This window comes from Streptomyces pactum (assembly GCF_016031615.1).
Classification (GTDB): domain Bacteria; phylum Actinomycetota; class Actinomycetes; order Streptomycetales; family Streptomycetaceae; genus Streptomyces; species Streptomyces pactus.
Genome location: NZ_JACYXC010000001.1, coordinates 5,343,888 through 5,366,905, shown reverse-complemented (window position 1 = coordinate 5,366,905; position 23,018 = coordinate 5,343,888). Strand labels below are relative to the sequence as shown.

Annotated in this window: 19 protein-coding genes and 2 riboswitches; of the genes, 5 read left to right on the top strand and 14 right to left on the bottom strand. The window is 73.8% G+C overall.

Going from position 1 to position 23,018, the window contains the following annotated elements:
- Positions 1–43 precede the first annotated feature (43 nt).
- From IHE55_RS21125 to IHE55_RS21090, 8 genes are all read right to left on the bottom strand, one after another.
- Positions 44–1,444, bottom strand: coding sequence for an ABC transporter ATP-binding protein (locus IHE55_RS21125; protein ID WP_197990453.1), 1,401 nt, complete (start codon positions 1,442–1,444; stop codon positions 44–46).
- Positions 1,441–2,556 carry an ABC transporter ATP-binding protein gene (locus IHE55_RS21120; protein WP_197990452.1) on the bottom strand — a complete coding sequence of 372 codons (1,116 nt, stop codon included), beginning with the start codon at positions 2,554–2,556 and terminating at the stop codon, positions 1,441–1,443. Before IHE55_RS21120 ends, IHE55_RS21125 begins: the two co-directional genes overlap by 4 nt.
- On the bottom strand, positions 2,553–3,551 hold the full coding sequence (locus IHE55_RS21115) for an ABC transporter permease (RefSeq protein ID WP_197990451.1): 999 nt from the start codon (positions 3,549–3,551) through the stop codon (positions 2,553–2,555). Before IHE55_RS21115 ends, IHE55_RS21120 begins: the two co-directional genes overlap by 4 nt.
- Positions 3,552–3,676: 125 nt before the next feature.
- Positions 3,677–5,437, bottom strand: coding sequence for an ABC transporter substrate-binding protein (locus IHE55_RS21110; RefSeq protein WP_197990450.1), 1,761 nt, complete (start codon positions 5,435–5,437; stop codon positions 3,677–3,679).
- Between the two features lie 109 nt (positions 5,438–5,546).
- The gene (locus tag IHE55_RS21105; protein WP_197990449.1) at positions 5,547–6,554 is read right to left on the bottom strand and encodes an ABC transporter permease; all 1,008 of its coding nucleotides are present in this window, start codon (positions 6,552–6,554) and stop codon (positions 5,547–5,549) included.
- A 361-nt stretch (positions 6,555–6,915) separates the two neighbouring features.
- Complete coding sequence (locus IHE55_RS21100; protein ID WP_372442705.1) at positions 6,916–7,728, bottom strand: enhanced serine sensitivity protein SseB C-terminal domain-containing protein; 813 nt, start codon at positions 7,726–7,728, stop codon at positions 6,916–6,918.
- 113 nt (positions 7,729–7,841) lie between these two features.
- Positions 7,842–8,612, bottom strand: a complete 771-nt coding sequence (locus IHE55_RS21095; protein WP_372442774.1) for an enhanced serine sensitivity protein SseB — start codon at positions 8,610–8,612, stop codon at positions 7,842–7,844.
- Positions 8,613–9,372: 760 nt separating this feature from the next.
- A complete protein-coding gene (locus tag IHE55_RS21090) occupies positions 9,373–10,071 on the bottom strand; it encodes an AAA family ATPase (RefSeq protein ID WP_307826763.1) in 699 nt (232 codons plus the stop codon).
- A gap of 448 nt (positions 10,072–10,519) precedes the next feature.
- Positions 10,520–10,628, top strand: a riboswitch (glycine riboswitch).
- Positions 10,629–10,732: riboswitch (glycine riboswitch) on the top strand.
- Between the two features lie 33 nt (positions 10,733–10,765).
- On the opposite strand from IHE55_RS21090, the gene gcvT reads away from it, so the two are divergent.
- The 5 genes from gcvT (at position 10,766) to IHE55_RS21065 (ending at position 16,281) form a co-directional block, all read left to right on the top strand.
- On the top strand, positions 10,766–11,902 hold the full coding sequence (gcvT, locus tag IHE55_RS21085) for a glycine cleavage system aminomethyltransferase GcvT (RefSeq protein ID WP_197990447.1): 1,137 nt from the start codon (positions 10,766–10,768) through the stop codon (positions 11,900–11,902).
- A gap of 203 nt (positions 11,903–12,105) precedes the next feature.
- Entirely contained in the window at positions 12,106–12,483 is a 378-nt protein-coding gene (gene gcvH / locus IHE55_RS21080) for a glycine cleavage system protein GcvH (RefSeq protein ID WP_197990446.1), read from the top strand.
- Between the two features lie 34 nt (positions 12,484–12,517).
- Entirely contained in the window at positions 12,518–13,777 is a 1,260-nt protein-coding gene (glyA, locus tag IHE55_RS21075; protein ID WP_197990445.1) for a serine hydroxymethyltransferase, read from the top strand.
- Positions 13,778–13,912: 135 nt separating this feature from the next.
- On the top strand, positions 13,913–15,295 hold the full coding sequence (locus IHE55_RS21070; protein ID WP_197990444.1) for an L-serine ammonia-lyase: 1,383 nt from the start codon (positions 13,913–13,915) through the stop codon (positions 15,293–15,295).
- Between the two features lie 179 nt (positions 15,296–15,474).
- Positions 15,475–16,281 (top strand): NmrA family NAD(P)-binding protein, encoded by an 807-nt coding sequence (locus tag IHE55_RS21065; RefSeq protein ID WP_197990443.1) that lies wholly within the window; start codon positions 15,475–15,477, stop codon positions 16,279–16,281.
- Positions 16,282–16,492: 211 nt separating this feature from the next.
- Here the strand turns inward: IHE55_RS21065 and IHE55_RS21060 are convergent, their stop codons facing one another.
- From IHE55_RS21060 to IHE55_RS21035, 6 genes are all read right to left on the bottom strand, one after another.
- The gene (locus tag IHE55_RS21060) at positions 16,493–17,938 is read right to left on the bottom strand and encodes an MFS transporter (RefSeq protein WP_197990442.1); all 1,446 of its coding nucleotides are present in this window, start codon (positions 17,936–17,938) and stop codon (positions 16,493–16,495) included.
- Between the two features lie 956 nt (positions 17,939–18,894).
- Positions 18,895–19,860, bottom strand: coding sequence for a lysophospholipid acyltransferase family protein (locus tag IHE55_RS21055; RefSeq protein WP_197990441.1), 966 nt, complete (start codon positions 19,858–19,860; stop codon positions 18,895–18,897).
- Positions 19,857–20,618: a GNAT family N-acetyltransferase gene (locus IHE55_RS21050; RefSeq protein WP_197992145.1), complete on the bottom strand. Its 762-nt coding sequence runs from the start codon at positions 20,616–20,618 to the stop codon at positions 19,857–19,859. The genes IHE55_RS21055 and IHE55_RS21050 overlap by 4 nt, the downstream gene beginning before the upstream one ends.
- A 234-nt stretch (positions 20,619–20,852) precedes the next feature.
- On the bottom strand, positions 20,853–22,184 hold the full coding sequence (locus tag IHE55_RS21045; protein WP_197990440.1) for a cytochrome P450 family protein: 1,332 nt from the start codon (positions 22,182–22,184) through the stop codon (positions 20,853–20,855).
- Positions 22,156–22,518 (bottom strand): DUF742 domain-containing protein, encoded by a 363-nt coding sequence (locus tag IHE55_RS21040; RefSeq protein ID WP_197990439.1) that lies wholly within the window; start codon positions 22,516–22,518, stop codon positions 22,156–22,158. The genes IHE55_RS21045 and IHE55_RS21040 overlap by 29 nt, the downstream gene beginning before the upstream one ends.
- The gene (locus tag IHE55_RS21035; protein ID WP_197990438.1) at positions 22,515–22,946 is read right to left on the bottom strand and encodes a roadblock/LC7 domain-containing protein; all 432 of its coding nucleotides are present in this window, start codon (positions 22,944–22,946) and stop codon (positions 22,515–22,517) included. The genes IHE55_RS21040 and IHE55_RS21035 overlap by 4 nt, the downstream gene beginning before the upstream one ends.
- Between the last annotated feature and the right edge of the window lie 72 nt (positions 22,947–23,018).

Here is a 23,018-nt window from a genome sequence, read left to right as displayed (position 1 = left end):
CGATCCGGGGCACCGGTGACCTGGCCGGGCGGGGTCCGGTGGGTCAGCCGTCGGCCGGCTTGCCCTTCTTCTCCGTCGGTCCGGCCGGCTTCCCCTTCTTCTTCAGCGGTCCGGCCGGCTCGTCCCGGTCCGGGGTCCCGGCGTCCGGCTCCGGCGCCGCGTCGCTGTCCGCCTCGGCCGCCTCGTCGGTCGCGGGCGCGTCCGGCTCGCCGGCTGCGGCCTTCCCCGTCTCCGCCGTCCCGGTCGTCGCAGCCCCGGTCTTCGCGGCGTCCGCCGTCCCGGCGGCCTCGCCGGCACCGGCCTCCGCCGTCTCCGCATCCGCAGCGGCCGGAGCACCCGGGGCGGCCGGGGCCGCCGCGGTCCGCACCACCGGGGTGGGCAGCGCCACCGCGGTGACCGGCTCCGGGTGGTGGCAGGCCACCCGGTGGTCACCGGTCACGGCCTCGAACGGCGGCTCCTGGGTGGAGCAGATCTCGGTCGCCTTCCAGCAGCGGGTGTGGAAGCGGCACCCCGGCGGCGGGGCGATCGGGGACGGCACGTCGCCCTTGAGCAGGATGCGCTCCCGCCGGTCCCGGCGGCGCGGGTCGGGCACCGGCACCGCGGACAGCAGCGCCTTGGTGTAGGGGTGCAGCGGGTTCTGGTAGAGGGATACCCGGTCCGCCAGCTCCACGATCTTGCCCAGGTACATCACCGCGATCCGGTCCGACACGTGCCGGATGACCGACAGGTCGTGCGCGATGATCACGTACGTCAGCCCCAGCTCCTCCTGGAGGTCGTCCATCAGGTTGACCACCTGGGCCTGGATGGAGACGTCCAGCGCCGACACCGGTTCGTCGGCGACCACCAGCTTGGGCTTGAGGGCCAGCGCGCGGGCGATGCCGACGCGCTGCCGCTGGCCGCCGGAGAACTCGTGCGGGTAGCGGTTGTAGTGCTCCGGGCTGAGCCCCACCAGGGAGAGCAGCCGCTGTACCTCGGCCTTGATCCCGCCCTCCGGGGTGACGCCCTGGAGGCGGAACGGGGCGCCGACGATGGTGCCCACGGTGTGCCGCGGGTTCAGCGAGGAGTACGGGTCCTGGAAGATCATCTGGACGTCGCGGCGCAGCGGGCGCATCGCGCCGGTGCCCAGGTGGGTGATGTCCCGGCCCTCGAACTCGATGGTCCCGCCGGTGGGTTCGAGCAGACGGGTGATGAGCCGGCCCATGGTGGACTTGCCGCAGCCGGACTCCCCCACCACGCCCAGGGTCTCCCCCGCGCGCACCTCGAAGTCCAGCCCGTCCACGGCCTTGACCGCGCCGCCGTTCCGCTTGAGCAGCCCCTTCCGGATCGGGAAGTGCTTGACCAGACCGGTGACCTTCAGCAGCGTGGGCGGGGTGCCGGCGGGCTGCTGGGGCGTCGCGCCGTCCTGCTGCGCGGTGGCGTCCTTCGGCACAGTGGCGTCCTTCACAGCTTCGGCGCAATCTCTTCGGTCCAGATGCGGGTGCGCTCCTCCTGCGGCAGGTGGCAGGCGGAGAAGTGCCCGGGGCCGGCCTTCCGCAGCTCCGGCCGCTCGGTGCGGGTGATCCCGCCCTTGGGCAGGTCCGCGTACGGGCAGCGGGGGTTGAAGGCGCAGCCGTCCGGGACGTTGATCAGGCTGGGCGGCGAGCCCTTGACCGGGATGAGCCGCTCGGTCTGGTCGCGGTCGATGCGCGGCATCGAGCCCAGCAGGCCCCAGGTGTAGGGGTGCTGCGGTTCGTAGAAGACCTGCTCGGCCGGTCCGCGCTCCACGCACCGCCCGCCGTACATCACCAGGATGTCGTCGGCGAGTTCGGCGACCACGCCCAGGTCGTGGGTGATGACGATGACCGCGGAGCCGAACTCCTGCTGGAGGTCGCGGATCAGGTCGAGGATCTGCGCCTGGACGGTGACGTCCAGGGCGGTGGTCGGCTCGTCGGCGATCAGCAGCTCGGGGTTGTTCACCAGGGCCATGGCGATCATGGCGCGCTGCCGCATCCCGCCGGAGAACTCGTGCGGGTAGCTGTCCACCCGCTTGTCCGGCTGCGGGATGCCGACCCGGTCCAGGAGTTCCACGGCGCGTTTGCGGGCGGTCTTCTTGTCCACGTCGTTGTGGACCCGGTACGCCTCGACGATCTGCGCGCCGACGGTGAAGTACGGGTGCATGGCGGAGAGCGGGTCCTGGAAGATCATGGCCATCTCCCGGCCGCGCAGCTTCCGCACCTCGTCGGGGTCGGCGCCGAGCAGCTCCTTGCCGTCGAACCAGATCTCGCCGGAGATCTTCGCCTTGCCCCGTCCGTACTGGCCGACCCGGTGCAGGCCCATGATGCCCAGCGAGGTCACCGACTTGCCGGACCCGGACTCGCCCACGATGCCGAGGGTCTTGCCGCGCTCCAGGGTGAAGGAGAGCCCGTCCACGGACTTCACCAGTCCGTCGTCGGTGGGGAAGTGGATCCTCAGGTCCCGTACGTCGAGGAAGGCGCCCGGGGCGGCCTCGCCCGTGGCGGCGCCGGTCTTCGTCAGCGAGGTCCCGGCAGCCTCTTCCGGGACGGGCACAGTGGTCACGAGAGCCTCACTCGGGGGTCGATCACGGCGTAGAGCAGGTCCACGACCAGGTTGGCGATGACGACGGCCGCCGCGGTGATGAGCGTGACGCCCAGGATCAGCGGCAGGTCCCGCTCGCCGATCGCGCGGACCGCGGCCTGGCCCAGGCCCGGCAGGCTGAACGTGGTCTCGGTGAGGATCGCGCCGCCGACCAGGGCGCCCAGGTCCATGCCGAGGATGGTGAGCACCGGGGTCATGGTGGAGCGCATCGCGTGCTTGCCGATCACCACCGGTTCCGTCAGGCCCTTGGCGCGGGCGGTGCGGATGTAGTCCTCGCCCAGGACCTCCAGCATGGTGGCGCGGGTGAGCCGCGCGTACATCGCCGCGTAGAGGAAGGCGAGGGTGAGCCAGGGGAGGATCATCCCGCTGAACCACTTCGCCGGGTCGTCCCCGAACTCGGTGTACTCGTTGCTCACCCAGTCGAGGTTGTAGGAGAAGATCGCCAGGGACACCACGCCGGTGAAGTAGATGGGCAGCGAGACGCCGGCCAGCGCCACGGTCATCACCGTGCGGTCCAGCACCGAGCCGCGCTTGAGCGCGGAGACGATGCCGGTGACGACGCCGCCGATCAGCCACAGCACACAGGCGCCGGCGGCCAGCCCCAGGGTGACCGGCAGCCGGTCGGTGAGGACCGGCCAGATGGCCTGCTCGTTCTTGAACGAGTAGCCGAAGCAGGGGGCCGAGCAGTGGATGGTCTCCCCGCCGCTGGAGTAGTCGCGGCCGACGATCAGGCCCCGGAGGAACTCCCAGAACTGCACCAGGATGGGCTCGTCCAGCCCGAGCTTCTGCCGGACGTCCTCGATGGCCTGCTCGTTGGACACCTTGCCCACGTACATGGTGGCCGGATCGACGCCGGTCATCTTCGGAATGATGAAGAAGATGCCGAAGGTCACCAGGATGACGACCATCAGCGTCATGACGACGGCGAACAGCCGCCGGATGAGATATGCGAGCACTGCTCTCGGCCCGGCCGCGGCCCGGTCCGACCGGAGGTCATCCGGTGGTCCGGGCCGCGGCGCGCGGCCATCACCTGCCCTTCGTGCCTAGCGGCGGGGTGCGCCAGGGGCGCATGGGGTGGGGGTTACTTCACCACGCCGAGCGAGGCGTAGTCGTAGCGGCCGTTGTACGCGTCGGCCGTGTAGACGTTGGTCAGCCGGGAGCTGCGCCAGATGATGTTCTTCTCGAACACGAAGGGCAGGTAGACGGCGTGCTCGGAGACGAGCTTGTTGATCTGGCCGTAGATCTCGGCGGCCTTGTCCTGGTCCAGCTCCTGCTGGGCCTTGACGAACAGCTCGTCGATCTTGTCGTCCTTGAGCATCGAGAAGTTGTTGTTCCCGCTGTCCAGGATGTACTTGCCGCTCACCAGCGGCAGCGAGAAGCCCTGGCCGGTCGGGAAGTCCGGGCCCCAGCCGTGGATGATGATGCCGTAGCCCTTGTCCTTGACGACCTTCGGGCTGCCGACGATGCCGGAGGTCTGCGAGCCGTCGTACTGGTCGATCTGGGCGTCGATGCCGATCTTCTTCAGCGACGCCTGGAGGGACACCGCGGTGGCGACCTCGACCGGCTTGTTGTTGCGGACCGCGATGGTGGTCTTGAAGCCGTTCGGCTTACCGCACTTCTTCAGGGCCTCCTTCGCCTTCTCCACGTCCGGCTTGCCCTTCAGCGCGCCGTACGGGTCGTACTTGGGGTCGGAGCCCTTCACCACCGGCGGCAGCATGTTGGTGGCGATGTCACCGCCGGCCTGCGGGCCGCCGCGGGCGGTCTGCAGCGAGGTCTTGTCGGCGCCGTAGATGACGGCCTTGCGGCACTCGATGTTCTCGAACGGCGCGACGTTCTGCGGCATCACCGCGTAACGGATGAACCCGGTGGAGGGGTTGTCCACGTTCTTGGAGTGCTTCTGCAGCGCGGTGACGCGGCCTTCCTGGCCCATGCCGGTGGCGTTGATGTCCACGTCGTAGTCGCCGGAGATCAGACGCTTGTCCATCTCGTCGGCGTTGGTGATCAGCGTCAGCGTGATCTTGTCCGGCAGCGCCTTGCGGATCTTGTCGGACTCCGGCTTCCAGTGCTCGTTGCGGGAGAGCACCATCGACTTGTTGGGCTCGTAGGAGTCCCACTTGTACGGGCCGGAGGAGAACGGGCGCAGGCCGTACTTGGACTTGGTGTCCTTGTCCGGGCGGGCCGGGGAGGCGGCCGGCATGGCCAGCATCTCCTCGAAGTCACCGTTGCGCTCGGGGAGGTGGAAGACGATGGTCTTCTCGTCCGGCGTCTCGATGGCCTTCAGCCCGAGCTTGTCCTTGGACTTGTCCTTGTACGGGCCGGGGTACTCGCCCTTGGGGTCGAGCACGTCGCGGAGGTAGACCGGGCCGCCGGAGAGCACGTCCTGCGCCCAGATGCGCTCGATGCCGTACTTGACGTGCTGGGAGGTGATCGGCTTGCCGTCCTCCCAGGTGATGCCGTCCCGCAGGGTGTAGGTGTAGGTCAGCCCGTCGTCGCTGATCTTCGCGCGGGAGGTGGCGAGGTCGCCCACCAGCTCCTGGCTGGCCTTGCCGGGGGCCGGCTGGTAGGAGAGCAGCTGGCGCGAGTAGTAGCGCGCGTAGTCCCACATGAAGCCGTAGTAGCCGCGGGTGGGGTCCCAGGAGTCGGCGTCCTGGGTGCCGATGAACTTGAGGGTGCCGCCCTTCTTGTCGGAGGGGTTGTGCACCTTGTTCACGGCGAGGTTGCTGGGCTTGCTGCCCTTGTTGTCGTCACCGCCACCGCCGCAGGCCGTGGTGGTCAGCAGAGCCGCGACGACGAGGGCCGACCCGGCGGCCAGTCTGCGCTTGGCTTGGCGTGAGGTTGTCACGATCTCGCACCTTCCGTGGTGTGACGATTGCTTGGGCGTGGAGCTCATCGGTCGCTTCGACCGTGCGGGTCGTGCGGGCCGCCCGCGCTGGGGTGCGCGGCGTGGGACATCAGCGGTTCCCCTTGGGATCGAGCGCGTCGCGTACGCCGTCGCCGAAGAGGTTGAAGGCCAGCACGGTCACGAAGATGGCCAGGCCGGGGAAGATCATGAAGGTCGGTGCGATGTTGTACGTGCGGACCGCGTCGGAGAGCATCTGACCCCACGAGGCGGTGGGCGACTTCACACCGGCGCCCAGGAAGCTGAGCGCCGCCTCGGTGAGGATGTTGGTGGGGATCATCAGCGTCATGTAGACGGTGATCGGCGCGATCAGGTTGGGCAGCAGCTCCTTGAACAGGATGTAGCGGTTGCCCGCGCCGAGGCTGCGTGCCGCCTCCACGTACTCGCGCTCGCGCAGCGACAGCGTCTGGCCGCGCACGATGCGGCCCACGTACGGCCATCCGAAGAATCCGATGACCACGATGAGCACGCCCATCCGGACGCTGGTCCCCTCCAGGCCCCACAGCTCGTTGGGCACCACCGACACCAGCGCGAGGATGAACAGCAGCTGCGGGAAGGCCAGCAGCAGGTCCATGGTGCGGCTGATGACGGTGTCCACGATGCCGCCGAAGTAGCCGGCGATGACGCCGAAGATGGTGCCCAGCAGCACCGCGAAGACCGCGGAGGCGAAGGCGACGATCAGCGACACCCGGGTGCCGTAGACCACGCGGCTGAACACGTCGCGCCCGTTGACCGGTTCGAGGCCGAAGAGGAAGTCCTTGCTCATGCCGCCCCATTCGCCGACCGGCTTGCCGCCGAGGAGGGCGTCGATGTGCTCGGGGCCGTCGTGGAACTCGTTGGGCGGGTGGCCGAACGCCTTGACGATCAGCGGCGCGAAGATCGCCACCAGGACGAGGAACACCACCACACAGCCGCCTGCCAGCGCGATCTTGTCGCGCTTGAGCCTGCTCCAGGCGATCTGCGCCGGGGTGCGTCCGGCGATCTTCTCCACCGGTGCACCCGCGGCGACATCCACGGCCGCGGTCTCGGCCGCACTCGTGTCATGCAGTGGTGCCGTCATGCCCTGGGACCCCTCTCGGCCGGCGGTGACCGGCCCACGACCCGCCGCGGTGGCGGCCTGGTTCACATCACTGGTGCACGTGGTGCTTGTTGGTGCGGATACGGCACCGTGGACACGCCGGCCGTGCCCACGGATACACGCTGAACTCGGGTGAGAGGGCCGTACACAGCCGCGCCTGCCTCCCTTGGAGCGGGAGTCTTCAATGTGTCGGCGATCACCCGCCAGCCCTCATGGCCAAAGGATGCGTAACCGTGATGTGGTGAGTCGGGTTCCGTTATACGAACAGCCATGCCGCGTGAACGGGTCGGTAACCCGTGCGGCAATCCGCGCCCGGACGCGCGTGAAAGAGGAAAACGGCAGGTCAGAAAGGCTGCGGTGGCGGAGGGTAACCGTAACCGTGCACCGGAGCGGCAGCGCTGCCGTAGGCGTCCCGGTCGAAGAACGGACGGGCGTTGGCGCGCATCCACATCGCGACCGGGTCGTACTCGTCGGACATCGAGACGGTGGACACCGGAAGCCCCTCGGGCACCACGCCGACCGTCTGGTGCATCATCAACCGGGCCGCCTCGACGGACGGTTGGGTGGTGTCGTACAGATCCAGACCGATCGCCAGGTACGGGGCGCCCAGGGCCGGATGCACCCAGGCCCGGCGCAGGGCCCGCACCACGGGCGTGCGGTGCGCGTTCTGCCCCAGCAGGGCGTAGAACTGGGGCAGTTCGATGGTGGGTTCACTGATCCGCAGCGGGCCGGCGGGCAGCCGGTCCAGCCCGCAGGCGATGCGCCGCAGGTCGAGCCAGGGGATGCCGACCCCGCCGCCGGGGGCGTGCGGATTCAGCCACAGGCCCCACCGGTCGGGGAAGAGCGCGCCCGCCACCCGGGCGCCGGCGACCACCTCGTGGGCCCGGTTCCAGCCACTGGCCGACAACTCCTGCGGAGAGGTGACACAGGGCGCGTAGCCCAGGCCGTCCACCTCCATGTTGCCGTACTGGGCGTCGGGCGAACCGGGCGAACCCTGCCAGAGCAGCATCCAGACCTGGCCGTCGGCGAGCGCGCGCAGCAGCGCCTCGTAGGCGTCGTACCGGCCCGGAGCGACCTGCCGCAGCATCTGCTCCACCTGGCCCGCGCCCGGGTACGAGTCGCCGCGCTCCGCCCTCCACTCCGCGCCAGCGGTCACCTGGCTCCGCCCCTTCTCTCGGCCTTCACGGCATGGCACCGGGGGCGCGCCCGCGCATCCCCTCACGTCATCAAACCAGCTTACGAGTCCGCCGGGGACCGCCTCCGGCTCGGTCAGCGGTCACGGTCGTAGAACGGACGGACCCGGTCGAGGATCCAGTCAGCCACCAGATCGTCCGCGATGTCCAGCAGTACGAGCTGTACCGGCCAGGGCACCGGCGCGGTACCCATCGCCCGGCCGAGCGCGTCCAGCACCAGCGCCTGGCTCTCCGGGGTGGGCTCGTCGAGCCGCACGCCGACGAAGAGCGCGGGCGGGTCGCCCTCCACACTGGCCAGCGCGCGGCGGGCGGAGCGCACCCCGGGGACCTTCGCCAGCTCCAGCGAGGCCGCAGCGAGGAAGTCCACCGGCTCCTGCTTCCAGTCCGGCTCGAACAGCCGCACCCGGCCGCCGGTCGGCCCCGCCGGGAGGCTCCCGTCGGCGAGCGTCTCACCCGCCGGACCGGAGCGGCCGGCCCGGCACAGCTCGGCCACCGCGGGCGGCGGCAGCGGGGCGCCCACCGAGCCGCCGGGGTTCACCGCGATCCCCAGCTGCGGGGGCAGCCCGCGGGCGAACTCCACGGCCGGGGCCACGGCGAAGGACATCTGGTCGCCGACCACCAGCCGCAGCTGCTGTTCGGAGCTGAACACCGGGACGTAGGCGGCGCCGTCGATCTCCAGCGCCGGCAGGTCGAGGTCGGGGCTGTCCGGGCCGCCGCCGCGAGGCAGCGGGATCCACACCGGGCTGCGGCCCAGCACCTCCGCGATGCGGGCACCGGCGCCCGGGACACCGACCGAGGCGGCGAGCACCTCCTCCAGCTCGTTGACCGGGAACGGCACCGGGGCCACCGCGGGCCCGGGGGCCGCGAGCGGGTCACCGGGCGCCACCGGGCCGGGGCCCGACAGGGGGTCGCCGGGGGGGCCGCCAGGGGTGCGCCGGGGGCCACGGGCCCGGCGGCCGGCACCGGGCCGGGCGCCGTCAACGGGCCGGAGGCCGTCACCGGGCCCGGGAGGCCGCCGCCGGCTCCGGGGGCGAGGTCCGGGGAGGGTCCGGGGAACCCGCCCGAGGAAACACCGGGCAGCGGCGTGGCGCCGTCGCTGGGGATGCTCATCTCGTCCAACCGCCGTCTCGTCAGGGCTGCACGGAAACCCTAACCCCCCGCCGCGCCCCGCTCGGCGGGCAGCCCGCGATGCGGACCGGCCAACCGGCCGGTCGCCGGGAGGAGGGGAGAGCGGGGCCGGGCGGCACAGGGGCGGGCGCGGGCGGCGTCCGGGAGCGCGCCGCGGGCGAACGGAGCGGGGCGGGGCCGGGCGGAAGCCGGCGCGGGAGGAGGGGCGGCGCGGCGCGGGAGTACGGGGCGGGCGCCCGGTGGGGCGCGGCACGGGCGCGCCGGGCGGGGGCGGGGGCCGGTACGGACCGGGCGGCGGCGGACCGGGCGGGGGGCGGACAGCAGGTGCGGGCACGCCGCGGGGTGACGAGGCGTGACGGGACGCACGGCGGGGGGCGGGCCGGGGCGGGCGCCGCACCCCCGCGCCCCCTCGCGCCCGGCGCCGCCGGTCACGCGAAGTCGAAGGTCACCCGCAGCCGCCGGTCACGCGCAGTCGATGGTCACCCGAAGTCGATGGTCCGCAGCCGGTCGGCGGCCGGGCGGTCGAGCAGCACCACGGAGGCGCAGCCGCGCGGCAGCCTCCCCCGTTCGGCGTCGGCCACCAGCCGGCGCACCGCCCGGCGGTGCCGGCGGAAGGCGTAGCCGGAGACGCCGCGCCCGCGCGCCATCTGGCCGTCCAGGGCCACCGCGGGCGGCACGTCCAGCAGCACCATGTGGAGCACCCGGCCGCGGCGCCGGGCGTGCCGGGCCAGCCAGCGCCGCACCCAGGACTGGGTGCCGCAGTCGTGGACCACCAGCCCGGCGCCGGACCGCAGGGCCCGCCGGAGCCCGGCGTAGTGCGCCAGCCGCACCAGCGGCCGGTACAGACCGTAGGGCAGCCGGGCCGGCAGCGCGGCCTCCCAGCGCTCGCGGGTGTCCTGGGAGTCCACCCGCAGCACCGGTCCGCCGTGCCGGTCCAGGGCGGCGACCGTCCGCCGCATCAGGGTGCTCTTGCCGCTGCCGGGCAGCCCGGAGACCACCACCACGTCCCCGAGCGGGTAGCACAGCCCGTCCACGGCGCCGTCCGCCGAGGGCTCCGCGGAGGCCGACGGCGCCCGTGTCCCGGGGTCCCGGGGGCCGGCCGGTCCCTCGTCCGCCGCGCGCTGCCGGGGGCCGGCGGGCACGCCGTCCGCCGCGGGTCCGGGGCTGCCGGGGAGCACCCGGGCGGCAGGGTCCGGGGCGCCGGGCGCCGTCCGGGGCGCCGGCTCCCGGCCGCGGACCGCGGGGCGCGCGGGGCCCGGCGGCACGCCGGCGGGGCGGACCCCGGCCGGGGCGGCCGGGCGCGGCTGCCGGGCCGTCCGGTCCGGGACCGCCGCGCCGCCGCGCAGGTCGCGGACCGGCCGGCCGTGCCACGCCGCGGCTCCCGCCGGGCGGCCCGCCGGCTGCCGGTCGGCCGTCTGCCGCGGCAGGGCGGCACCGTCCGCCGCCGTTCCCGCACTCCCGCACTGCCCCTGCACCGTGATCGTCCTCCTGGGCTCGGTCACTGCGGCCTACCCGCACAGTGTCAAGAAAAGGTAATGACGTACAAGGTGACCCCGATCGTGGTGCGGGGCTTCCCTCCTGGCGGGCACATGCGATGATGTGGCCCGCAACTGCATACCGGCCGTTTGAACCCGCGCGGGAGAGTCCCCCACGTCCGGCACCCGCCGGGCCGCCGGGGCGCCGAAGGAGCAAGTCCTCCCTTGAATCTCTCAGGCCCCGATACCGCGCGGGCGAGGCAGATCTGAAAAGCGAGCCGCCGTGGCGGCTCCGCCGAAGGTGCAAGCCGGGCCCGCGCGGGTCACGGCGAAGCTCTCAGGTTCCGATGACAGATGGGGAGAACGACACCCGGACGCCTCACCTGGAGCAATGCACATGACAGACTCCCCTCCCCCCGCCGCGGCCGGCGCCCCGCGCCGCACGGCGCTCGACGCACTGCACCGGTCGCTCGGGGCCACCATGACCGACTTCGCCGGCTGGGACATGCCGCTGCGCTACGGCAGCGAGCGCGAGGAGCACCAGGCGGTGCGGACCCGGGCCGGTCTCTTCGACCTCTCCCACATGGGCGAGATCACCCTCACCGGGCCGCAGGCCGGCGAGGCCCTGGACCACGCCCTGGTCGGCAACCTCGCCGGGCTGGCCGTCGGCCGCGCCCGCTACACCATGATCTGTGCCCCGGACGGCGGCATCCTGGACGACCTGATCGTCTACCGGCTCGCCGAGCAGGAGTACATGGTCGTGGCCAACGCCTCCAACGCCCAGGTGGTGCTGGACGCGCTGACCGAGCGGGCGGCCGGTTTCGACACCGCGGTCCGCGACGACCGCGACGCCTACGCGCTGATCGCGGTGCAGGGCCCCCAGGCACCCGGCATCCTGGCCCGGGTGACCGACGCCGACCTGGACGGGCTGAAGTACTACACCGGCCTCCCCGGCACGGTCGCCGGGGTGCCGGCGCTGATCGCCCGCACCGGCTACACCGGCGAGGACGGCTTCGAGCTGTTCGTGGCGCCGGCCGACGCCGAGAAGCTGTGGCAGGCGCTCACCGAGGCGGGCGCCGCCGACGGCCTGGTGCCGTGCGGGCTCTCCTGCCGCGACACGCTCCGCCTGGAGGCGGGCATGCCGCTGTACGGGCACGAGCTGACCACCTCCACCACCCCGTTCGACGCCGGCCTGGGCCGGGTGGTGAAGTTCGACAAGACCACCAACGGTGGCGACTTCGTCGGGCGCGCCGCGCTGGAGGCGGCGGGCACGCCGTCGCGCAAGCTGGTGGGCCTGGTGGCCGAGGGGCGCCGGGTGCCGCGCGCCGGCTTCCCCGTGGTGGCCGCCGACGGTTCGGTGATCGGTGAGGTCACCTCCGGGGCGCCGTCGCCGACCCTGGGCAAGCCGATCGCCATCGCGTACGTGGACACCGCGTACGCCGAGCCGGGCACCGAAGGGGTCGCGGTGGACATCCGCGGCACGCACGAGCCGTACCAGGTGGTCGCGCTCCCCTTCTACAAGCGGCAGCGCTGACCGTACGGGCCGCTGCCCGTACGGACACCGGGCGCACCGGCCGGGCGTCCCGCACCGCGGCCGGCGGCCCACGGCCGGCGGCCCGCAGCCGGCGGCTCACCGCTGACCGCCGACGGCCGGCGGGCGCGTGACATTCGGCACCGCCGTCCCACCAGTCAAGACCGATGGCACATCCACCCCCTCGAATCCAGGAGAATCACGACATGAGCAACCCCCAGCAGTTCCGCTACAGCAAGGAGCACGAGTGGCTGTCGCCCGCCGAGGACGGCGTGGCGACGGTGGGCATCACCGAGCACGCCGCCGGCGCGCTCGGCGACGTCGTCTACGTGCAGCTCCCCGAGGTCGGCAGCACGGTGAGCGCCGGCGAGACCTGTGGCGAGCTGGAGTCCACCAAGTCGGTCAGCGACCTGTACTCGCCGGTCTCGGGTGAGGTCACCGAGGTCAACGAGGACGTGGTGAGCGACCCGGCGCTGGTGAACTCCGCCCCCTTCGAGGGCGGCTGGCTGTTCAAGGTGAAGCTGTCCGAGGAGCCGGCCGACCTGCTCTCCGCGGACGAGTACGCCGAGTTCTCCGGCAGCTGACCCGCCTCCGCCCCTCTTTTCGAACGGGAACCCGATGTCGCTTCTCAACAGCTCTCTCCACGAGCTCGACCCGGACGTCGCCGCCGCCGTCGACGCAGAGCTCCACCGCCAGCAGTCCACCCTGGAGATGATCGCCTCGGAGAACTTCGCTCCGGTGGCGGTCATGGAGGCCCAGGGCTCGGTCCTCACCAACAAGTACGCCGAGGGTTACCCCGGCCGCCGCTACTACGGCGGCTGCGAGCACGTCGACGTGGTCGAGCGGATCGCCATCGACCGGATCAAGGCGCTCTTCGGCGCCGAGGCGGCCAACGTCCAGCCGCACTCCGGTGCCCAGGCGAACGCCGCCGCGATGTTCGCGCTGCTCTCCCCCGGCGACACCATCCTGGGTCTGGACCTCGCCCACGGCGGGCACCTCACCCACGGCATGAAGATCAACTTCTCCGGCAAGCTCTACAACGTGGTCGCCTACCACGTGGACGCCGAGACCGGCCGGGTGGACATGGCCGAGGTCGAGCGGCTGGCCAAGGAGTCGCGGCCGAAGCTGATCGTCGCCGGCTGGTCCGCGTACCCGCGCCAGCTGGACTTCGCCGCGTTCCGCCGGATCGCGGACGAGGTCGGCGCCTACCTGATGGTGGACATGGCGCACTTCGCCGGCCTGGTCGCCGCCGGGCTGCACCCCAACCCGGTGCCGCACGCCCATGTGGTGACCACCACCACGCACAAGACCTTGGGCGGTCCGCGCGGCGGGGTGATCCTGTCCACCGCCGACCTGGCCAAGAAGATCAACTCCGCGGTCTTCCCCGGTCAGCAGGGCGGCCCGCTGGAGCACGTGATCGCCGCCAAGGCGGTCTCGTTCAAGGTGGCGGCGAGCGAGGAGTTCAAGGAGCGCCAGCAGCGCACCCTGGACGGCGCGCGCATCCTCGCCGAGCGGCTGACCCGGCCGGACGTGGCCGAGGCGGGCGTGGCGGTGCTCTCCGGCGGCACCGACGTGCACCTGGTCCTGGTCGACCTGCGCAACTCCGAGCTGGACGGCCGGCAGGCCGAGGACCGGCTGCACGAGATCGGCATCACGGTCAACCGGAACGCCATCCCGAACGACCCGCGGCCGCCGATGGTCACCTCGGGTCTGCGGATCGGCACCCCGGCGCTGGCCACCCGCGGCTTCACCGGCGAGGACTTCGCCGAGGTCGCGGACATCATCGCCGAGGCGCTGAAGCCGACGCACGAGACCGAGCCGCTGAAGGCCCGCGTCACCGCGCTGGCGCGGAAGCACCCGCTGTACCCCGGCCTGTAACCCGCGGTACGGCGCGCCCGGCACCGGGCACCGCGCACACTGGAAGGTGCGCGGTGCCCGCGGGCGCCCATCGTGCTCGCCGTGACCGGGCGCCCGAGCACCACCGACCACCAGCAGACAAAGGGGTCCGCAACCGTGGCCATTTCCGTCTTCGATCTCTTCTCGATCGGCATAGGACCGTCCAGCTCGCACACGGTCGGCCCGATGCGCGCGGCCCGGATGTTCGTCAGCCGGCTGAAGAAGGACGGACTGCTGGCGCAGACCGCCTCGGTCCGCGCCGAACTGTTCGGCTCGCTGGGCGCCACCGGCCACGGCCACGGCACCCCCAAGGCGGTCCTGCTGGGCCTGGAGGGGCACTCCCCGCGCACGGTGGACGTGGAGACCGCCGACGACCAGGTGGAGCGCATCCGGACCACCCGGCGGCTGCGGCTGCTGGGCGCGGAGATCGGCACCGCCCACGAGATCGACTTCGACGAGCCGACCCAGCTGGTGCTGCACCGCCGCCGCGCGCTGCCCTACCACGCCAACGGCATGACGCTCTTCGCCTACGACGCCGAGGGGGTGCCGCTGCTGGAGAAGACCTACTACTCGGTCGGCGGCGGTTTCGTGGTGGACGAGGACGCGGTCGGCGAGGACCGGATCAAGCTCGACGACACGGTGCTGCGGTACCCGTTCCGGACCGGTGACGAGCTGCTGCGGCTGTCCCGGGAGACCGGCCTGTCGATCTCCGCGCTGATGCTGGAGAACGAGAAGGCGTGGCGCACCGAGGAGGAGATCCGCGCCGGGCTGCTGGAGATCTGGCAGGTCATGCGGGCGTGCGTGGAGCGGGGCATGTCCCGGGAGGGCATCCTGCCCGGCGGCCTGAAGGTCCGCCGCCGCGCCGCCGTCTCCGCCCGCCAGCTGCGCGCCGAGGGGGACGCCGGGGCGCGCGCCATGGAGTGGGTCACGCTCTACGCGATGGCCGTGAACGAGGAGAACGCCGCCGGCGGCCGGGTGGTCACCGCCCCCACCAACGGCGCGGCCGGCATCATCCCGGCCGTCCTCCACTACTACCTGAACTTCGTGCCCGGCGCGGACGAGGACGGCGTGGTCCGCTTCCTGCTGGCGGCCGGCGCCATCGGCATGCTGTTCAAGGAGAACGCCTCCATCTCCGGGGCCGAGGTCGGCTGCCAGGGCGAGGTCGGTTCGGCCTGCTCGATGGCGGCCGGCGGACTGGCCGAGGTGCTCGGCGGCTCCACCGAGCAGGTGGAGAACGCCGCCGAGATCGGCATGGAGCACAACCTGGGCCTGACCTGCGACCCGGTGGGCGGCCTGGTGCAGATCCCGTGCATCGAGCGGAACGGCATGGCCGCGGTCAAGGCGGTCACCGCCGCCCGGATGGCGCTGCGCGGCGACGGCCGCCACCACGTCTCCCTGGACAAGGTCATCAAGACCATGAAGGAGACCGGCGCCGACATGAAGGTCAAGTACAAGGAGACCGCGCGCGGCGGGCTCGCGGTCAACGTCATCGAGTGCTGACCCGCCGCGTCCGGCCCGCGGTCGCGGGCCGGACGCGGCCCGGCGTTCCGCCGCCCGCGGGCCGGGGCGGCAGGGGCGGTCCCGGGCGTGCGGCGGGGCGGTCGGCCGTGGCCGGCGGACCTTCTTGACCTCAAGTGCGGTTGAGCTCCTAGCGTCGTGGCCGACGAAGGGAGCACGCGATGACGACACTGGTCACGGGCGCCACCGGGAACACCGGCCGGCACGTGGTGAGGGAACTGGCCGACCGGGGCGAGCCGGTCCGGGCGCTGACCCGGGACCCGGCCAGGGCCGCCGGACTCCTCCCGGCCGGGGTGGAGCTGGTGACCGGCACGCACACGGCGCCGGAGACGCTGCACGCCGCACTCGACGGCGTCAGCCGGCTGCACATCACGGTGACGGCGGGGCTCGCCGAGGCCGGGCCCGAGCTGGTGCGGCGGGCGGTGGACGCCGGGGTGCGGCGCATCACCGTGGTGTGGGGCGGCTTTGTGGGGCCGGTCGAGCAGGCGGTGGCGGACTCGGGTGTGGAGTGGACCCGCCTGGAACCGCAGGAGTTCATGAGCAACACGCTGACCTGGATCGATTCGATCCGGGCGGAAGGGGTCGTGCGGGAGCCGTACGACTTCCCCAGCGCGCTGGTCCACGAGGCGGACATAGGGGCGGTGGCCGCGGTCGCGCTCCTCGACGACGGCCACGCGGGGCGCGCCTACAACCTCACCGGGCCGGAGTCGCTGACCTCGCGTGAGCGGATCGCCGTTCTTTCCCGGACGATCGGCCGCGACATCGCCTTCGTCCCGATCACCCACGAGCAGGCCGTGGAACGGCTGATGGCCACCGGCGTGTCCCGGGCGGACGCCGAGTACGTCATCGGCTGGTACGCCGCTCCCCCCGAGGACGCCACGACGGTGGTCGACACCGTCGAGCGGGTGACCGGCCGTCCGGCGCGTACGTTCGCCGAGTGGGTGGCCGAGCACGCGGACCGCTTCTGAGCCGTTCCCCGGCGTCGTTCCCCGGCGTCGTTCCCCGGAGCCCCGCACGGGAGCGCGGTGGGGCGGCGGGACACGAGGGCCTCCCGCGGCCGGGCGTGGATGTCGCGGTCCACGCCGGACCCAGGAGGCCCTCACCCGTTCACCCGCCCGGCGGGCGGGTCACCGGCGGCCCGGGGCGGCACGCCTAGGCGCGCGCGGACGCGTCGCGCGCCTAGGCGCGCGCGGACGCGTCGCGCGCCGGGCCGGCCGGTTCCCCGGCCGGCGCCCCGCCGGGCCGGCCGCCGCGCATCAGGACCAGGGTGAGCAGCGCACCGGCCCCGGCGACGGCCGCCGCGGCGAGGAACGCGGCGCTGAATCCGTCGGTCAGCGCGGGCAGGTTGCCGAGCTCCCCCGCGCCCTGCGAGGTGGCCAGGGCGGTGAGGGCGGCCAGGCCGAGCGCGGAGCCGACCTGGTAGGTGGTGTTGACGATGCCGGAGGCCAGACCCGCCTGCTCCTGCGGCACCCCGGAGATCGCCGCCATCATGGCGGGGATGTAGGCCAGCGACATGCCGAGCGCGGCGACCAGCGAGGCGGGCAGGACGTCCACCAGGAACGTGCCGGTCGGCTCGACCGCCGACAGCCACACCAGCCCCAGCGCGAGGGCGGCCAGCCCGCCGACGATCAGCGGCTTGGCTCCCAGGCGACCGAGCAGCCGCGCCGTGATGGTGGTCATGAAGATCATCAGCAGCACGGTCATCGGCAGCAGCGCGGCGCCGCTGGCGAACGACCCGTAGCCCAGGACCTGCTGCAGGTAGAGGTTGAGGAAGTACCACATCGGGATCCAGGCGGCCCCCAGCAGCGTCATCGCCAGGTTGGACACGCCCAGGCCCGGGGTGCGCCACACCGCCGGCGGCATCAGCGGCGCCCGGAGCGACCGCTGGAGCAGGAAGAACACCACCAGCAGCAGAGTGGCGCCGGCGAGTTCGAGCACCGTCTCGGTCGCCCCCCAGCCGACCTCGGGCGCCCGGACCACGGCGAAGACGGCGAGGGCCAGCCCGGCGGTGACCGCGGTGGCACCGAGCACGTCCACGCCGCCGCGGCGGGGTTCAACGGCGGGCAGCAGCCCGGTCGCCAGCAGGGTGGCCACGCCGATGGGCACGTAGATGATGAAGACCCACGGCCAGCTCATCCACTCGGTGAACACGCCGCCCAGGAACACCCCGGCCGTGCCGCCGGCCGGCGCCGCGGCGCCGTAGAGCGCCATGGCCTTCCCCAGTTCCCGGGGGTCGTGGCTGAAGAGCATCATCAGCAGGGTCATCGACGCGGGGGCGATGAGGGCGCCGCCGACCCCCTGCACGGCCCGGCCGAGCACCTCGACCCACGCGGTCTGGGCCGCCGCGGCCACCACCGAACCGGCGATCAGCACCACCCAGCCGCCGGTGAACACCCGGCGCGCGCCCAGCAGGTCGGACAGCCGCCCGCCGAGGAGCAGCAGACCGCCGAAGGCGATGACGTACGCGTTGAACACCCACTGCAGGTCGCCCTGGGAGAAGCCCAGGTCCTCCTGCATCTCCGGCAGCGCCACCCCGATGATCGAGGTGTCCATGATCACCATGAACTGCGCCACGGCGAGCACCGACAGGGCCCACCAGCGACGCGGATCGACAGGTACGGACATGGTTCCTTCCCTTCCCTGGGTACCCCTGGGGGGTATCTGCTCGACGAAGATAGCAGTACCCCCAGGGGGTATGAAAGGGGGGTGGTTGGCGGCGATCGGGTGCGGCCGGTCGGAGGGCCGGAGGGACCTACGGGCCCGGGCGGGCCGGGCGCGGTGGGCCGACGGACGGGCGGGGTGGTTCGCAGCGGGCCGGCGGACGGGCGGGGGTGGTCGCAGTGGGCCGCGGACGGACGGCCGGGCGGGCGGGGCCCCGGGCGTGTTGGGTGAGCCGACGGCCGGGCGGGCCGGGTGCCGAGTGCACGGGGAGTCTCGGGCCCGGTGCGCAGGCGGTACGTCGGTGACCGCCGCGTGAGGGGGCCGCTGGGCGGCGTTCAGGGCCGGGGCGCTGCGCGGCGGTCGCACCCGGGAGGGCGCGGAGCGAGAAGGTCTCCCGTGACGGGGTCCGACGGGACGTACCGGCACGGGAGTTTCCCTGGGATTTTCGCCTGGCCGCGGTCGGAGCCGGGGCCGGGACCGTGGGCGCCAACGGGTCCGCCGGCGCACGGGGAGCGCGCACGGGAGTCGGCGCATGAGAAGCGCGCACGGGCGCGGGCCGGGGCGGCCGGCGCCGAACGGGTTGCGGCTGCAACGCGGGGGTCCCGCCGAGCGGGACGCGGGGGCCGGCAGGCCGCGGAAGGCGTCGGCGGCGAGCCGGTCGGACCGCGCACCGGCCGGGGCCGGGTGGTCCGGTCCCGTTGGCGCGACCGGGACCGGACCACCCCGGGCGGCAGCCGGGGTGACGGCGAAGCCCTCGGCCCGGTCGCGTGCGGCCCGTGACCGGGGTCGTGCGGCCGAGGTGGCCCGGCCGAGGGCGTGCGGCCCGCGCGGCCGGGGTCGTCGGCGTCGTGCGTCGTGCGCCGAACCGGTGCGTCCGGCAGCCGCCACGCCGGCGTCCCGCCGGGACCGCGGGCCCGGGATTACCGGCCGGCCGGCGGGACCACGGCCGGGAAAGCGGGGCCGAACGCGCCGGTCTCCCGGGCGCCGGGACCGTGGGCGCCGGGACCGTGGGCGCGGGGTACGGGGGTAGCGAATCCGGGGGCGCCGGCGACGGCGGCCCGGGCGCGGGCGGCCAGGCCGCGCCGGTCGTCGGTGCCGGGCACCGGCAGGACGGCGCCGTGCACGGTGACCCGTACGCTCAGGTCGGCGGCGCGCACCACCCGCCGCAGCGAGCCGGCGAAGTCGTCGTCGCCGACGAACGCGGCCACCGTGGTGGGCCGGCGCCGCTGGAAGTAGTCGAGGGTCACCGGGCGGACCGGGGCCCCGGCGTCGAGCGCCGCCTGGAAGGTGGCCCGGCGGAACGGGCCGCCGGTGCCCTGGCACCAGGTGACGCCCTGCGGGAAGACCATCACCGAGCGGCCGGCCCGGAGCAGGCCGGCGATCCGGGCGACGGTGGCGGGCAGTTCGCGCAGGCTGTCGCGGTCGATGAAGAGGGTGCCGGCCCTCCGCACCAGCGTCCCGACCAGCGGCCACTGGCCGACCTGCCGCTTGGCGAGCATGGTGACCGGCTCCACCGCGAGCAGGGCGACGATGTCCAGCCAGGAGATGTGGTTGGCGACGATCAGGGTTCCGGTGGGACCCGGTGCGCTGAGCGCGCCGCCGCGCCGGTCCAGGGTGACGCCGAGGGCGTCCAGCACGTCCTGGGCGCGGGCCCGCAGCACCTCGGGGTCGCCCAGCCGGCCGGAGTCGGCGAACGCGCCGGCCACCACCGCGCCGAAGGCGGCGGTGCGGCGCAGCGCCCGGGCGGCCGGGACCCGGGCGGCGTCGGCGGCGACGCAGCGCGGGTCGCAGGGGGACCGGGCGGCCCAGACGTTGGGCCGGCCGGCCGCGCCGCCGGGGCCGGGCGTCCGCCGCCCGGCCCGCTGTGCTGCCCGGCCGGTGCTCATCCCGCGTCGCCCAGGAAGAAGCGCCGGTAGCGGTCGCCGATCCGCTCGGTGTCGAGGAGCACGAAGAAGTCGGCGTCGCCGAAGTCCCGTTCGTGCTGCGGCGGTCCGCACAGCCAGGCGCCGACCCGCAGGTAGCCGCGGAGCAGCGGCGGCAGCGACGCGTAACCGGGCCGGGCGGTGAGCGGGCGGTCGGGGGTCCACGGGTCCAGCGGCCGGACCCGTATCCCGGGCGGGGCGGCGTGCTTGCCGGTGCCCAGCAGCCACGCGTCGGCCGCGGCCCGGCCGCCGTCGGCGAGCGGCACCGAGGCGCAGCCGGCCAGGTAGCGGTGGCCGGAGAGCAGCACGTAGCGGGCCAGACCCGCCCACATGAGGTTGATCACCGCGCCCGAGCGGTGGTCCGGATGGACGCAGGCCCGGCCGGCCTCGACCATCTGGGACCGGACCTCGGCCGGCAGGCCGCTCAGGTCGAACTCGGTGTCGGAGAAGAGCCGGTCGCCGCGGCCGGGCGGGAGCAGCCGGTAGGTGCCGACCACCTCACCGGTGGCGGTGTCGGAGACGATGAGGTGGTCCATGACGTCGTCGAACTCGTCCACGTCACGGCCGTCGGCGGTGGGCCGCAGCCGCGCCCCCAGCTCCTGCCCGAAGACCTGGTACCGCAGCCGCTGGGCGGCGTGGATCTGTTCCTGGGTGTCCGCGATGGAGGTGACGTACGTGCTGGTGGTGGCCGCCGAGGCGTCGGAGGTGGACAGCGAGGGCATCCGGGGACTCCGTTCGAAGGAGGTGCCGTGCGTGAAGGCCACCACCAGCTTCGGCGCGGTCCGGTACGTCGCGGTGTCCGTCCGGTGTGGCCCGCACAGCCGGACGGTGACGAGTTACGTCGTCGCGGCCATGCCAAGCAGCCCTGCCGGGCGGGGTGACGGAGCGCCCGGCCGTGCCCCGGCGGCGCCGGTGGCCCGGCCGCCCCGGACGCGGTTGTCCGGCCGGGCGCGGGGTCAGAGGCGGTGCGGCGGGGCCGGGCGGAGGCCGCCGCGCGGGGCGGAGGCGGAGGCGGGCGTGTCCCGGACCGGGGTGAACCGTACCGGCAGGTGGGCCAGGGCGGTGTGGAAGGGGCCGGGGCGCCACGCCAGCCGGTCCCGGGGCACGGCGAGTGCCAGGTCGCACAGCTGGCCGGTGAGCTGCTCGATCGCGGTGGTGGCGATCAGCAGCGCCGGTCCGCGCGCCGGGCAGGCGTGCGGGCCGGCGGACCAGGCCAGGTGCGCGCCGCCGTCGGAGCGGGGGCCCGGCGGCAGCCCGTCCGGGGTGGTGTTGGCCGCGCCGTAGGAGATGAGCACCAGTTCACCGGGGGTGATGCGGACCCCGTGGAACTCCACCGCGCGGCGCGGGAAGTGGGCGCCGAGGTTGGCGATGGGCGGCTCCTCACGGAGCACGTCGTGGACCGCGTCCCAGGCGGTCAGCGCGCCCCCGGCCAGCGTGCTGTAGTAGCGGTCGTCGCCGAGCATCCGGGACAGCGCGTTGGAGATGAGGTTGGTGACCGGCTCGATCCCGGCCCCCAGGGCGAGGGCGACGTGGTGGACCACCTCCTCGGTGGTGAGCCGGGCCGGGTGGGCGAGGAACCACGAGGTCAGGTCGTCGCCCGGTTCCCGCACCTTGCGGTTGACGAGTTCGCCGACGTACCGCGTGACCGCATCACCCGCCCGGCCCGCCGCCCGCGGGCCGGACGCCTCCAGCAGGGCGGCGAGCGGCGCCACCAGCCGGTCGTGGTCCTCCTCGGGCACCCCGAAGAGCTGGTTGAACAGCATCAGCGGGAGGTCGCGCGCGTAGTCGGCGACCAGGTCGGCGGTGCCGGCGGCGGCGAACCGCCGGATCAGCGCGTCGGCGGCGGACCGGGTCCGGGCGCGCAGCGCGTGCGGCCCGATCATGCCGAGGGTGTCGGTGACCACCCGTCGGTAACGGCGGTGCGCCTCCCCGTCGTTGTACATCGGGTTGGGCCGCCAGCCCAGCAGCGGCAGCACCGGGCAGTCCGGGGGCACGGTGGCCTGCCAGGCGCGCGGGTCCTTGCTCCAGGTCTCGGTGTCGTGGAGCAGGTCCAGGGCCGCCCGGTAGCCCACCACCAGGTGCGCGCCGACGCCGGGCGCGATCTCCACCGGGGCGACCTGCCCGTACCGGCGCAGCCGGGCGTACACCGCCCGCGGGTCGGCGGCGAACTCCGCGCCGTACAGCGGGACCGGGCGCGGGACGCGGTGGTACGCCGGCCCCGCCGGGGTGCCGGACCGGCCGGCCGCCGCGTGGGCGCCGTCATTCGCCCTGTATCGCGCGGAGTCCACTGAGCACCCTCTCCAGTAAGTGCGCGTCGAGCTGTTCGGCCCGGGGCACCGGGGCCCGGGCCCGGAGGCGGCCCTCGTCGATCAGGTCCGAGACGAGCACCTTGACCACCCCGACCGGCAGCCGGACGTGGGCGGCCACCTCGGCCAGCGACAGCGGTCCGCCGCACAGCAGTTCCACGATGCGGTGGCGCGCCGGGTCCAGCCCCGGCGGCACCCGGTCGACCGCGGCGCTGAGCAGCGAGACGGAATCGAGGGTGTTGCGGCCCGGTTCGGCGCGCCCGCCGAGGGCCATGTACGCCGGGACCAGGGGTCTGGTCTGCCGGGCCGGGGTCATGAGCCGCGGATGCCGCTGCCGCGGTGCTGCCGGGGGGCCGCCGCCCAGGTGGCCAGCGCGGCGACCTGGAGCTGCACCCGGTGCGTCAGGGCGGCCATCTCGCAGCTGGTGTCGGCGAAGAGCGCCAGCACGGTGTCCTCACCGGCGGGCACCGCGAAGACCACGCCGTTGTCGGTGGCGAGGACCACCTGCTCCACCCGGGTGCCCGGCTCGCCGGAGAGTTCCCGCGCCACCGCCCGGGCCGCCCCCTGGAGGGCGGACATCATCGCCGCGGTGCCCTCCGCCGCCTCCCGGCGCAGTTCCGGGGAGGCGCCCGTCACCATGCCGTCCGCGGTGAGGACCACCCCGTGCCGTACGCCCGGGAGGGTCAGCAGCGGGTCGAGGACCCAGGACATGTCGTTCGGGACGGTGCGCTGGGGAGCGGTCATGGGGCGGGGTCCCCTTCCTGGCGGTGGTGATCCTGACGGTCCTGCCGGTGCCGTTCGTCCTGCCCGTACGGG

Excerpts from the sequence above, each read along its gene's own strand:
- IHE55_RS21105 (WP_197990449.1), bottom strand. The coding sequence starts at position 6,554 with ATGACGGCACCACTGCATGACACGAGTGCGGCCGAGACCGCGGCCGTG.
- IHE55_RS21035 (WP_197990438.1), bottom strand. The coding sequence starts at position 22,946 with ATGACCGCTCCCCAGCGCACCGTCCCGAACGACATGTCCTGGGTCCTC.
- IHE55_RS21040 (WP_197990439.1), bottom strand. The coding sequence starts at position 22,518 with ATGACCCCGGCCCGGCAGACCAGACCCCTGGTCCCGGCGTACATGGCC.
- gcvH (WP_197990446.1), top strand. The coding sequence starts at position 12,106 with ATGAGCAACCCCCAGCAGTTCCGCTACAGCAAGGAGCACGAGTGGCTG.
- glyA (WP_197990445.1), top strand. The coding sequence starts at position 12,518 with ATGTCGCTTCTCAACAGCTCTCTCCACGAGCTCGACCCGGACGTCGCC.
- IHE55_RS21050 (WP_197992145.1), bottom strand. The coding sequence starts at position 20,618 with ATGCCCTCGCTGTCCACCTCCGACGCCTCGGCGGCCACCACCAGCACG.
- gcvT (WP_197990447.1), top strand. The coding sequence starts at position 10,766 with ATGACAGACTCCCCTCCCCCCGCCGCGGCCGGCGCCCCGCGCCGCACG.
- IHE55_RS21055 (WP_197990441.1), bottom strand. The coding sequence starts at position 19,860 with ATGAGCACCGGCCGGGCAGCACAGCGGGCCGGGCGGCGGACGCCCGGC.
- IHE55_RS21060 (WP_197990442.1), bottom strand. The coding sequence starts at position 17,938 with ATGTCCGTACCTGTCGATCCGCGTCGCTGGTGGGCCCTGTCGGTGCTC.
- IHE55_RS21065 (WP_197990443.1), top strand. The coding sequence starts at position 15,475 with ATGACGACACTGGTCACGGGCGCCACCGGGAACACCGGCCGGCACGTG.